Source organism: Armatimonadota bacterium (genome assembly GCA_029907255.1).
In the GTDB taxonomy this organism is placed as follows: Bacteria; Armatimonadota; UBA5829; order DTJY01; family DTJY01; genus JAIMAU01.
On record JARYMF010000002.1, the window covers coordinates 104,419 to 116,979 of the forward strand.

The window sequence follows — 12,561 nt, forward strand, 5'->3', positions numbered from 1 at the left end:
GAAACTTTCAGAATAGCTAATGGCACAAGTTTTAAGGATTTGGCTGTGCATTTCAAGATATTTATACCTAAATCCCATACATTGGGCTGTTACTTTGCAAGCATTCATTTAGTCTTGCCAAGAATTTCGCGAACCACCTGACGGTCGTCAAACGGGATTGTTTTGTCTTTAAATATCTGATAAGTTTCATGCCCCTTGCCGGCAATGACGACTATATCGCCAGGCGAAGCAACCTCTAGTGCTAGCTTGATTGCCTGCCGCCGGTCGAGGTCTATCTTTACTCGGTCCATGTTCTCGGGGGAGATACCCCCAAGTATTTCCTGCGCTATTTGGTCGGGCGGCTCGCTTCGTGGATTGTCGGAGGTTATAATACAGATGTCCGCCATTTCCGAGCCTATCCTTCCCATAATCGGGCGCTTTGCTCGGTCGCGGTCACCCCCACAGCCGAATACGACAATCAACCGACCAGCTGTGAGCTCTCTTGCCGACCTCAGGACGTTTTCAAGACCATCTGGAGTGTGCGCATAATCAACAATCACCGAGAATGGCTGGCCGCAGTCCACCGCTTCGAATCTGCCAGCTACTGGTGGGATGGATTGGATGCCTGCTTTAATCTGCTCAATGCTAAGGTCAAGGGCAACTCCTACGCTTATTGCGGCTAGGGAGTTGTATACGTTGAAGAGTCCGCCTAGCTTTAACGCTACCTCAAATTCTCCAGTCGGCAAAGCTGCGCAGAATGAAATACCTTTGGCTGTGGCATGGACATTCGATGCACGTACGTCGGCTTTCTCCCGCATCCCGTAAGTTATAACTTTTCCACACGTGGCATCAACAAACCGCTTGCCATTTGGGTCGTCAATGTTTACAACCCCAGTGAACGCCTTATTAGAAGCCTGCGGGTAATCCCTAAAAAGCTTTATTTTTGTTTCGAGGTAGTGCTCGAAGGTTTGGTGGAAGTCCAGATGGTCTTGAGTAAGGTTTGTGAACACCCCAATGTCAAACTCACACCCGTCTGTTCTATGCATAGCCAAGGCATGCGAGGATACCTCCATCGCTACTGCCGCGACACCTTCATCTGCCATATGCGCGAGAAGCGCCTGAAGGTCCACCGCCTCTGGTGTAGTTCGCTCAGTGGGTATGGTTTTCCCTCTAATGCGAGCGCCCAGTGTACCAATGACGCCTGTCGCAAGCCCTGCTTGGCGTAGCATGCTTTCCACAAGGTAGGTCGTGGTTGTCTTGCCGTTTGTGCCGGTTATGCCAATAAGCTTCAGGCGTCGCGAGGGATAGCCAAAGAATTGATTTGCCAGGATAGGCAGTGCTTGGCGAACGTTAGGCACTATGACGAACGGCACGGAGTTGCAGCTCGCATGAAGGCAATCAATGCGGTCAATTAGGATCGCCGATGCTCGCCGGCTTATTGCTTCGCCAATGAAATCGTGGCCGTCGAATTTCTCGCCCCGAATGCATGCGAAGAGCGCCCCAGGGTCTACCCGGCGAGAATCGTAAGCGACAGCCTTAATCTCGGGATTCGCCGATCCTGTGACGCGCTTTTCTGGAAGCGGCTCGATTAATTGACTTAACAACATCGGACGAACTCCCTTGAGCTTTCCTTGTGAGGTGCTTCGCACTGCCTTCACCAAGGTTGCTCGTGAACATGAAATTATACCATATGGAAAATTCCTTGTGAATTGGAAACACTCAGACGCTCCTTTAATAGCTATCCTGACCTTTGCTTGCCGTTTGCTTCCCGCCCTTTTGTTCTGTTCGCAACTGGCGGGCTGTTTGGCAAGTCATCGGGAGGAACTTTCATATACCACATTGCTTTTCTCGCCACCTCTCGGAAAACAGGCGCGGCGGCTACCGCTCCGAATTGGGTGTCCTTTGGCTCGTCAACCGCAATTAGGATTACCGCACGTGGATTTGTCACAGGAAGAAAGCCTACAAACGATGCGACATACTTGCCTGCAGCATAGCCCTTCCCGACCGTGCTTGGCTTTTGAGCAGTTCCTGTTTTGCCGGCAACGCGGTATCCTTCTACTCTTGCTGCCTTTCCAGTACCTCCAGAGACTACCCCATGAAGCATTTCGGCGATCAAGTCTGCGGTTTCTTCCGTGACCACTCGCCGAACAATCTTCGGGTGAAATACCCTGAATGGTTTTCCATCTGGCCGACGAATCTCTTTGACGATGTGCGGGCGCATCATTATGCCATGGTTAGCAATTACCGCGTAGACCTGAGCTAATTGGAGCGGTGTGACTGCAATTCCTTGCCCAAAGGCAATGTTCGCAACCTTAATGTCTGGCCAATCCTGCCACTTGCCTGCCCATCCTTTCATTTCGCCTACCATTCCGGTGCCGGGCTTGTCGAAAAGACCGAAGGCTTTTTCATATTGGTAGAGTTTTTTGGGCCCCAGTTTAAGCCCAATGGATGCAGCTCCGACATTACAGGAGTGTTGGAGAACCTTTGCGACGTTGAGTTGGCCGTGGCCGCCTTTGAATTTTCCATGGAGTGAGCAGTGGATAACGTGATTGCCTATCCCCATGCTTCCGCGACAATAAAATGTATCATCTAGATCAATAACTTTTTCGTTAAGGGCTGCGCTACATGTTACTGTCTTCAGTGTTGAACCTGGTTCGTATAGGTCGGTAATTGCTCGATTTCTACGCGCAGCAGCATCTGACGCTGCAATTTCCTGCGGGTCAAATGTTGGCATATTCGCCAAAGCCATTATCTCGCCAGTCTTGGGGTCAATCATGACTGCCGAGGCGCCGGCCGCTCTGCGGTCGTTATATGCCTTCCTCAATTCCATTTCGAGGTTGTGCTGAAGTGTAGAGTCTATTGTGAGGATAATATCCATTCCATCTACCGGTTCCACCCGCTGGCGAACTGTGCCGGGGATAATCCTCCCTCTAGCGTCCACCTCAGCAATTATATAGCCGTCTTTGCCTCTCAAAAATTTATCGTAAGCTTTTTCTAAGCCTTCAATGCCCTTGCCATCAATGTTTGTAAAGCCAATAACATTTGCCCCTAGGCCGCCTGCTGGATAGACTCGCTTAATGATCGAGGTTACTTCGACTTGGGGCAGTTTGGCTTCCTTGATTGCAAGCCCTGCTCGGGCGTTCACACCACGTTTAATATAGACAAACGCCTTATCATTGCTGAGTTTAGAGAGCACGAATTCTTCATCGCAACCCAAAATCTTTGCAAGTTGGGCGGCAATCTTGGGTCTGTCCTTTTTTGCTATCTTTTTGGGGTGAGCGCCGATGTCGTAGGCCTGAACATTTACCGCAAGTTTGACTCCGTTCCTATCGTATATGGTACCTCGTCTAGCATGGAGAACGAATCGCTTTAGGCGGTAGTACTCGGCTTTTTTAGCGAAATATGGGGCGCGGATGACCTGTATCCAAATGAGACGCAAAGCAAGGCAGGCATAGAGGAAAATCAAAATGTAGAAAAGATTCCGCAGCCTGCGCTGTACACGCCGTTCGAAGTATATTTGGCGTCTCAATTCAGCCACCCCTCATGTTGTGCTTCATGAGATCTTTACAAGAATACCAGCTCATGACTTTGCGAATCATGAGCTGGTTTTTGGGAGAGCAATAAATAGGGTTGATGTTAGCCTTCTGGTCTATCTTGCTTCGCGACCTGTAGTATTCTCCGCCAACCAAAGCTCACGCGTAGGGCACTGAACATAAGCCATTTGCTGGGCTGGCACCATCCCATTTTCAATGGCGAGTTTTGTGATTCTATCCGGTTGTCGAAGAATATCTCTTTGAACCCTTAGCTCCTGGTTTTCGATTTTAAGTGTCTTAAGATAAGATTGTAGGTCTGATTTTTCGTATCCTTGTTTTGCAACTTTGGCGTACGCGCTTACGTAGACCGTCAGAACGCCGAAGCATGTTGCGGCTATCACAAGGATTGCTACCATAGGGTTGCTGAATAGCAATCCTAGTAGCCCTTTGCGCTTTCGCCTTCTGGTTTTCGGAGCAATTTCATAACGGACTTCGTGTCTCTTTTGTGCCAACATTTTAGCCACCTCTCCCCATGTGGTGAAAACTTTTATGTAATGGGAGGCCTGCGTTTCTGCTTTTAAAGCGGTCGGTAGGCTTCCCCGTCCATGCTAATACTCATGGCTACAATTTTTTTGCTGCACGGAGTTTTGCACTCCTAGCCCTAGGATTTGTTCGAATCTCTTCCTCAGACGGTGTCACTGGTCGCTTTGTAATTATCTCGATATCCTTTTTTGCTCCGCAGACGCATACCGGCAGTCCTGGCGGGCAAATGCATCTGCCAATGTGCTTTCCGAAAGTGTCTTTTACGATTCTGTCTTCGAGCGAATGATAGCTTAAGACGACTAACCTGCCGCCGCTTTTAAGAAGCTTAATGGCAGCTTCCAAACCTTCTTGAAGTGATTCCAACTCGCGGTTAACTGCAATTCTTAGCGCCTGAAACGTGCGAGTTGCTGGATGAATGCTGGTAGGCCTTGCACCCGCAGGTATTGCCGCCAAGATTGTTTCAACCAGCTCGAAGGTCGTTTCGATAGGACGTCGCTGTCTTCGGTTTACAATGAACTTGGCTATTCTTTTTGCCCAGCGTTCCTCGCCGTATTTCCATATTGTCTCGGCCAAACGACGCTCAGAAAGAGAGTTCACAATCTCTTTGGCTGTCAGTCGCTGAGCCGTATCCATTCGCATATCGAGCGGAGCATTGTATCTAAAGCTGAAACCTCGCTCTGCGGCTTCAAGCTGCATAGATGAAACACCTAGGTCGAATAGTATGCCATCAGCCGCATCTATGCCTACTCTCTCTGCGATTGCTAGCAAGTCAGCATAATTCCCTTTAACGAGAATTAGGTTGTCGGAATAGTCAGCGAGGTTCTTGGAGGCAGCTTCAATTGCCTCCTGGTCCCGATCTATCCCGAGCAGTTTACCTCCCGGCACTATCTGCTTGAGGATTGCGGCGGCGTGCCCTCCGCCACCGATAGTGCAATCAACTATTGTTTCTCCCGCCCGCGGGTCCAAAAACCGCAGAACCTCTGCGAGCATGACGGGAACATGGAATTCCGTCATGGCTAGCCCGCCATTATCCAAGTCCTATTTCTCTTGCGGAAGCACTTAGTTGTTCGTCAGTCAAGGTGGAGTTGAACTCATCCCACCGCTGTTTGCTCCATATTTCGATTTTGTTGCCAGCGCCGATGATCATTGCTTCTTTTTCAATGCCGGCGTGTTCTCTGAGATTGGCGGGAATTGCAACTCTGCCTTGAGCATCAGTGCTGCAATCAACAGCTTCGCCGGAGAAAAACCGCTGGAGGGTGACAGCATTAGGGTCTAGAAGCGGCTGTGCCTTCAACCTTTCGTCTAGCTGTCGGAATACTTCATCCGTGAAAATCCAGAGGCAGCCATTCAGACCCTTGGTGATGACGAACTTTTCGCCAAGAAGTAGCCTGAACTTCTGCGGAATTATTATTCGCCCCTTTTCATCTAAATTATGGGCGTAACCACCCCTAAACATGCCCGCTGCCTCCGCTAAGTTACTACTCCGGCACCACTTGCTACCCCAAAATATACTGCTAGTTTTCCTGCTTGTCAACCCCTTTTAGCCCGGAATGTAAAATTTTTTGAAAGAATTTTGCGCTGACTTGCATAATCAGCGAATAATTGGAAGGAAAACAAGCACTTTGATGAATTAATTAGTAAATCTAGAATCTGAATTTGTGGCGGCTTTTTGTTTGGCCAAAGGTTGCAAGGAAATCTTGGGTAATTGTAGAAAATAATTCTTGGTGTAGGCATAGGCTATAAAACTTTTTGGCGAAGGAGTGAAGAAATGGCAATTAACCTTATTACAACAATTAAGGGCTCTCTTCTTGAGAATTTCTTCCCAGCGGGGTGGGACCTTGAAAAGATTGATAAGCTCTGCTCGCTTCTGCCTGAGTCCATTACGGAGCGTCAGCCATGGTGGAATCCCCAATTTAGACCCATACCTTGTGATTCTCTTGAAGATTTCAACGTAATGATGGGCGAGGGTATTGCAGGATGTATCCGCGATTCAAGGGCTGCTGGGAAACCTATCGTTTTCATTCTTCCTGTCGGACCAATGGGCATGTATAGATGGGCGGTCTACTTCTTGAAGGAATGGAATATCCCTTGCGACCATGTCCACGGCTTTAATATGGACGAGTGGAGTGATGCAGAGGGAAATACAGTTTCTCCTGACAGCCCAGAGTCATTCCAGTATGCAATGGAGGATGCGTTTTATGGACCGCTTGGCAGTCTTACAGTTCCCAAGGAGCAGCGCCACTTTGCGGTAAAGTCGGAATTGCCGACTTATGGCGAGAAGATACGTGCCCTCAAAGCGCAGGGCGCACGGTTGGTCGTTGTCTTCGGTATCGGACGCGTTTGTCATATCGCATTTTGGGAGCCTCACTTCGCCGCCGAGTTCACCCTTGACGAATGGAAGAAACAAGATTATCGGCTCGGTGCCCTGCTTCACCCACTTACGATTGAGCAAAATGCGATTACGAGTTTCAAGAGCCGAACAACCCTAGTGCCTGCGCGGGCGAATACTATAGGTCCAGGGCTATTTCTGATGGCTGACGAGATAATAGGCGGTGCAGATGGCTCTCTTGGTAGAGGGATGATGTGGCAGGGAATGTCGCTTTGGATGACGCTCAGGCATGAGCCAACTCCTTGGATTCCAAGCACATTTATGACCACGCTCCCCGGCAGGCTGTTCTTCTTGAAAGAGCTTGCTGGCCCACTGATTCCCGAGTGTAACTAGGGTCTGTAGGCGCTAGCGGTATTGTTATTATACTCGAATGCAAGTCGGCGGTGGTTTGCGGCAGGCTGTAGCGTTAATTTTTGTGCCTGATTGTGGCGTTTAGATGGGAGTTTGTGCATATCAATTGAGGATTTTTCAACATTGTTTGACTAGTTGAATAGTCCGAACTTGAGTGGCGTAATACTTAATGCTATACTGTGGGCAGATTAGGAGCTCCAGGGGGTAGGAGAGAAAATGAATGAAAGGGAGCGGGCTTCTAAAACTGCCAAGACGTCTCCCCAAAAGCCGCTTATTGAATCTGCGAACCGGTCGCCACTTGTAACAATAGGGTACTTGCTAGTCCTCCTAGCGGCTATTTTCGCAATCAATTTCGGCCGCCAGCTCAGTGGGGATGTTTATTCGCACCTCAAAACTGGCGAATGGATAGCTACTCACCGCTCTTTCCCTTGGCCTGACCCCTTTTCATATACCGCCACAAAGCAGTGGATCTTTCATGAATGGGCATTTCAAGTATTCGCTTGGTTTGTTTCGCGTATCTCATTCGAATTTCTCACGTGGTTGTGCTTTGGTTTAGTAGCCGGGGCGCTTGTTTTGGTGTTTTTTACAGCGCGGTCGCAAGCATCCATTCCAGCCGCATTTCTTGTAAGCGTATTAACCGCTGGTGTAAGCGCAGATATGGTGGATGTTCGTCCGAATGTAGCAGGAATTCTTGCTTTTGCAGTCCTTGTATGGGGGGTTGAGAATGGTGCCCGAAGCGGAAAAGGGCTGCCATATTGGTTGCCTCTCCTATTTCTCGTATGGGCGAATTTACACGGGAGTTTTATATCAGGCCTTCTACTACTCGGTGTTGAGTGTGTTGCCGCCTTTTATACTGCTTTTCGTGAGAAAAACAAGAAGATTGACTACTCCATTCCTCTGCGGAATCTAGCTGTAACTTTTGGGTGTGGAGTTGCTGTTTTAGTGAACCCCAACGGCTTGAGCCTTTACGCTTATCCATTTAAAACAGTTGGTCATGGGGAGATGACTTCAATTATAGCCGAGTGGATGCCGCCCGACTTTCGGTCTTTATTTGGTGCTTTCTTATGCGTGCTGATATTAGTTCTTATATTTGCCATCTCGCAGAGCAGTAAGCCGCTCCGCCCGCGAACGCTGGCAATGATTGTTGTTTTTCTCTCTGCATCGCTCATGGCCAAGCGAATTGGTCCTTTGTTCGCCATCGCAGTTGCGCCTGCTTTGGCGAGCTTGATAACCCCACTTCTTAGTAGGTTATTAGAAAACCGTTGGAGGGCGTGGGTGATAGGAATACTTGTAATCGCCGCTGTTTCTGGAGGCGTTGCATATAGGATATCCGATATAGATGGGATGGATGTCTTTACCTATGTCACGAGCTCCGACGTTTTTCCAGCTGCTGCTTGCGACTTCATTCTAAAAGAGCGGCCGCCCGGTCCGATGTTTAACGAGTTAAATTACGGCAGCTATCTTATCTGGCGACTTTGGCCCAAGTATAAAGTTTTTATAGACAACAGAGACGATATTTTCTATGAAGGTGCCTTTGAAGATTTTGTGCGGGTAGCAATGGTAGGCGGCAACTCCGTATGGAGAAAGATATTCGACAAGTATGGCGTAAACTTAGTTATCATTATGCCCGATACTCTTCTCGCAGACGTGCTCACCGAAGCTCCCGACTGGCAGCGTATTTATCAGGATGACAAAGCAGTTATATTTGTGCGTCGGGTTCCTTATAAACGGGCGGTTTCAATGTAAGTTTGGCTTCTAAGCGTACCAACTCCTTGGCGGCTGTGACTTTGCCCCTTTCCAGCACAAAGTTATCAATCATGTTCCGCTAGTATGCTTATTCATCAGAGGAAAGCAATGCCCATAGGTGAACATTTACCATACAGCGCCGTCATGTTAAAATGAGTGTATCTAAACGGTGCTTTAGGAGGTGGTTTTGGTAAGAAGGCTTTGCTTTTTTCAAGGCGTTGTTGCACTTATAATTTGCATAGTTAGTGCTTCAGTTTATTCGGCTCAGGAACCTGAGAAAACTGCGCCCGAACCGATGTCGGTTCCAGCGCAAAAAACACAGACTTCATCTGCAAAACCAAAGAAGCCTCGTGGCACGCGAACAATCGAAACCCAGGTAAGCGGATTTACCTCGCAGGACGCAGACCAGTTGTACCTAAGAGTCTCGCTGTCGGAGAAAAGAAACCAGCGTGATTGGTTTGTGCGTGGGGCTTACATCCGGACAGTAGCAAAATCTGGGAATACGTCGTGGCATGTGACGACACAAAAGGTTGATTCGCGGCTTGAAAACTCCAAGCCAGATAACGGTTATTCTGTCTGGACTGCAGTATTGAGCAGACGGGATAGAAATCGGGTGTCAAAAAACCAGCCAAAGAAATCCGGCTACCATCTTCTTTCCTATGGAGTTGGGAAACAACTTGGAACGAAAATGAAGGGTGATGTCGGTCTCGGGTTTTTGGAAGACTACGACAATGGCACCGGTACAAAGCCGGTACTTGTTGCATCGCTACGTGGTCGACATTCTCTCAATCCAAAGCTTGCTCTAGAATCAGATATTTTGTTGCTTCAATCCATGGAAAAATTCCGCGCAACAAAAGTTGATTCGGACATTTCCCTGGTCCATGAATTTGCACCGGGGCTGTCGTTGCGACTCGGCTGGTCTGTGAACAACCTCATTCGCTCAGTTCGTGGAAGCCGCGAGTGGGATTCAATCCTTAGGTTAGTCATTGGCTATCGGCATACAAGCGCAATCTAGTTGAAAGTGGAAAATGGAGGAAAGGAAAACAGGTGTTCACTTTCCTCCATTTATCTTTTTACAGCTCTAATAATTATCCAAGGATTGCTTTCAGGTCTTGCTCGGGGGTTGTGATTGGCATGATATTGAACTTCTCAACAAGGACGTTTAATGCTGTTGGCGGCAGGTAGGCTGGCAGGCTTGGGCCAAGCCGCATATTTCTTATCCCAAGGTGAAGTAACGTTAGCAGGATTGCTACTGCTTTTTGTTCATACCATGAAAGTATAAGAGAAAGCGGCAGGTCATTTATGCCTACACCAAAGGCATCTGCAAGAGCCGCTGCTATTTGGATTGCCGAATAAGCATCATTGCACTGGCCAATGTCGAGTAACCTTGGGATTCCACCAATGTCTCCCAGGTCCATTTTGTTGAAGCGGTACTTTCCGCATGCTAATGTGAGTATGACGGTGTCCTTTGGAGCTTTTTCAACAAACTCTGTGTAGTAATTTCGTCCCGCTTTGGCGCCATCGCACCCACCGACGAGAAAGAAATGACGTATCGCTCCGCTTTTGACCGCCTCAATGATTGCATCAGCTGTGCTGAGCACTGCCTGCCGCCCAAAGCCTACGGTTATATACTTTTCCTCGCCATCTTCCGTGAATCCGGGTGCAGCGAGTGCTGCTTCGATTACTGGTGTGAAGTCTTTGTTCGCTATGTGTTTTACGCCTGGCCAGCCAACAAGACCTGTGGTGAAAATGCGGTCCTTGTAAACGTCACTCGGGCGCTGGAGGCAGTTTGTTGTCATAAGTATTGCGCCTGGGAAGGCGGCAAACTCCCTTATCTGGTTTTGCCAGGCGCTTCCATAATTGCCAACTAGATGCTTATATGCCTTAAGCTTTGGATATCCGTGCGCCGGAAGCATCTCACCATGGGTGTAAACGTTTATTCCCTTTCCGTCCGTCTGCTTTAGTAGCTCCTCGAGGTCTTTGAGATCATGGCCAGAGACGGCAATTGCTTTTCCTTTAACAGGCTCGATGCGCACCTTTGTCGGCTCGGGATGACCATATGCACTCGTGTTTGCCGCATCTAAGAGCTCCATGGCTTTCAGATTTAGTTCGCCGATTTTTAGGCACATTCCAAGCAACTCTTCAACGGTTGTATTCTCTTTCGTAAGAAAGTCTAAGCCTTCATGAGATCTGGCATAGACTTCATCGGATTCCTTGCCGAGAATTTGTGCATGGTCTGCGTATGCAGCTGCACCTTTCAAACCATACAGCACAAGATCTTGAAGCGCAGTAATCTCTTCGCCAAATTTTTTCCTACGCGCAATGACGCCTACCGATTCACCTTGACGAAGAAGACCATCGCGGTCGGTTGCCGGAGTCCATCTCGCAGGACCATTAAGCAATTCGGGGGACTTGCCAGATTTTCGAGCAGCTTCTTCGTAAAGCTTACGTGCTTTTTCTTTTATCTCTGCCGCTTTTCTTACGAGTTCTTCAATTCGGTCGGCGTCGAAATCAACATTTGTTACCGTGGAAAATAGCGATTCGAGTACGAACACATCCACGGCACGGTCGGATAATCCTAACTGTCTAGCTCGATGAGCGTACATGGAGATGCCTTCGGTTGCATAGACAAGAAGATCCATCAAAGTTGTCGCTACAGGGTCTTTGCCGCAGACGCCTTGGATGGTACATCCGGTTCCTTTTGCTGTTTGCTCGCACTGATAACAGAACATTTCCATAATCTATCTCCTTTTCTTTAGCTTTATATTTTTCGCCGAAAACAAAGGTTGGCGGGTTATAGCCCTCTTAGCTGTTTATCTCCTCACCGCGAATTGAAATAATAATTTCATTAATTGGTATTTCTTTTCCCGATGCTGCGACTGCCATTTGGGCAATCCTTGTGAGGCCGCTGCAGCAGGGAACTTCCATGCGCGCTACCATTAAACTTTTTATGTCGGAATGAGCTAGTATCTCTGTGAGTTTTTCAATGTAATAAGGCGCATCGTCGAGCTTTGGACAGCCAATAACCAGCACTTTGCCGTGTAACATTTTGCGGTGGAAAGCCGAATATGCGAACGGCACACAGTCTGCCGCTAGCAGAACGTTTGCGCCCTGAAAATAGGGAGCATTGGATGGTACCAATCGTAGCTGGACCGGCCAATTGCAAAGAGATGATGGGGCGACGTCCCCTTGCTCCGACTCGCTGGTCGCGGTAGGTGTGAGTATTTGAACATTAGTACCTGGACATCCACAGGGGAGTTGTTCGTTGTTTCGTGTTTCTGAGGTTTGAACTCCAGTATCCGACTTTTGAATTGTCGGTTGTTGGGCAACCCATTCTTTTGCTTTATGTTCGTCGAAAGGCTCAGCTTCCCGTTCTTCAATCGTTATTGCTCCTTGGGGACATTCCCCAATGCATGCGCCCAAGCCATCACAATAGCTTTCGCTTACCAGTCGAGCTTTGCCTTCGATAATTTTGATTGCTCCTTCAGCACATGCATCCACACAAAGCCCACACCCGTTGCATTTCTCTTCGTCGATTTTGATGATTTTTCTGACCACCTTTTGCATGCTCCTTATTACGATTTACAACACAGATAATCTAGCGTTGTAGAAGCTAGATATTCTTTGACCTGTGTATTTACGGAATGAATGAGATTGCCGAAGATACACTTGCTTCTTTGGCACACAGGTTTGCCCAAGAAGCAGTCTATTGGTTTTAGGACGCCTTCGATTGCTTCGTAAACCTCCAGAAGCGTAATTTCGGCTGGTGATTTTGCCAAACGAAATCCTCCACCTTGACCGCGGACAGACTCAACCAATCCTGCTTTAGCGAGACGCTGGCAAACTTTTGCCAGATGGTTTTCGGAAACACCTAGCTCAGAGGCGATCTCCCGAGTTGATATCCATCTTCCAGGAGATTGGACTAGAAAAGCCATGGTATGAAATGCCAGCGAGGCTCCATCTGTTATTCTCAACATATTTGACATTGCTTCACCCAATGAATAAGGTATTTCGGTACCC

11 protein-coding genes are annotated in these 12,561 nt (G+C 48.3%); 3 read left to right on the top strand and 8 right to left on the bottom strand.

Annotated elements, in window-relative coordinates:
* Positions 1-104: 104 nt before the first annotated feature.
* The 5 genes from QHH26_01765 to mraZ form a co-directional block, all read right to left on the bottom strand.
* Entirely contained in the window at positions 105-1,586 is a 1,482-nt protein-coding gene (locus QHH26_01765; GenBank protein MDH7480687.1) for a UDP-N-acetylmuramoyl-L-alanyl-D-glutamate--2,6-diaminopimelate ligase, read from the bottom strand.
* 131 nt (positions 1,587-1,717) lie between these two features.
* A complete protein-coding gene (locus tag QHH26_01770; protein ID MDH7480688.1) occupies positions 1,718-3,508 on the bottom strand; it encodes a penicillin-binding protein 2 in 1,791 nt (596 codons plus the stop codon).
* A 120-nt stretch (positions 3,509-3,628) separates the two neighbouring features.
* Positions 3,629-4,027 (bottom strand): hypothetical protein, encoded by a 399-nt coding sequence (locus QHH26_01775; GenBank protein MDH7480689.1) that lies wholly within the window; start codon positions 4,025-4,027, stop codon positions 3,629-3,631.
* Positions 4,028-4,133: 106 nt separating this feature from the next.
* The gene (gene rsmH / locus QHH26_01780) at positions 4,134-5,069 is read right to left on the bottom strand and encodes a 16S rRNA (cytosine(1402)-N(4))-methyltransferase RsmH (protein MDH7480690.1); all 936 of its coding nucleotides are present in this window, start codon (positions 5,067-5,069) and stop codon (positions 4,134-4,136) included.
* 13 nt (positions 5,070-5,082) lie between these two features.
* A complete protein-coding gene (mraZ, locus tag QHH26_01785; GenBank protein ID MDH7480691.1) occupies positions 5,083-5,511 on the bottom strand; it encodes a division/cell wall cluster transcriptional repressor MraZ in 429 nt (142 codons plus the stop codon).
* Positions 5,512-5,829: 318 nt separating this feature from the next.
* On the opposite strand from mraZ, the gene QHH26_01790 reads away from it, so the two are divergent.
* The 3 genes from QHH26_01790 (at position 5,830) to QHH26_01800 (ending at position 9,556) form a co-directional block, all read left to right on the top strand.
* Entirely contained in the window at positions 5,830-6,777 is a 948-nt protein-coding gene (locus tag QHH26_01790; GenBank protein ID MDH7480692.1) for a glucosamine-6-phosphate isomerase, read from the top strand.
* A gap of 234 nt (positions 6,778-7,011) precedes the next feature.
* The gene (locus tag QHH26_01795; GenBank protein ID MDH7480693.1) at positions 7,012-8,541 is read left to right on the top strand and encodes a hypothetical protein; all 1,530 of its coding nucleotides are present in this window, start codon (positions 7,012-7,014) and stop codon (positions 8,539-8,541) included.
* Between the two features lie 187 nt (positions 8,542-8,728).
* Positions 8,729-9,556 (top strand): hypothetical protein, encoded by an 828-nt coding sequence (locus QHH26_01800; protein MDH7480694.1) that lies wholly within the window; start codon positions 8,729-8,731, stop codon positions 9,554-9,556.
* A gap of 73 nt (positions 9,557-9,629) precedes the next feature.
* Here the strand turns inward: QHH26_01800 and hcp are convergent, their stop codons facing one another.
* The 3 genes from hcp to QHH26_01815 form a co-directional block, all read right to left on the bottom strand.
* Positions 9,630-11,273: a hydroxylamine reductase gene (gene hcp / locus QHH26_01805; GenBank protein ID MDH7480695.1), complete on the bottom strand. Its 1,644-nt coding sequence runs from the start codon at positions 11,271-11,273 to the stop codon at positions 9,630-9,632.
* A 73-nt stretch (positions 11,274-11,346) separates the two neighbouring features.
* Positions 11,347-12,099: a 4Fe-4S binding protein gene (locus QHH26_01810; protein MDH7480696.1), complete on the bottom strand. Its 753-nt coding sequence runs from the start codon at positions 12,097-12,099 to the stop codon at positions 11,347-11,349.
* A 17-nt stretch (positions 12,100-12,116) separates the two neighbouring features.
* A complete protein-coding gene (locus QHH26_01815) occupies positions 12,117-12,527 on the bottom strand; it encodes an Rrf2 family transcriptional regulator (GenBank protein MDH7480697.1) in 411 nt (136 codons plus the stop codon).
* Positions 12,528-12,561: the final 34 nt, after the last annotated feature.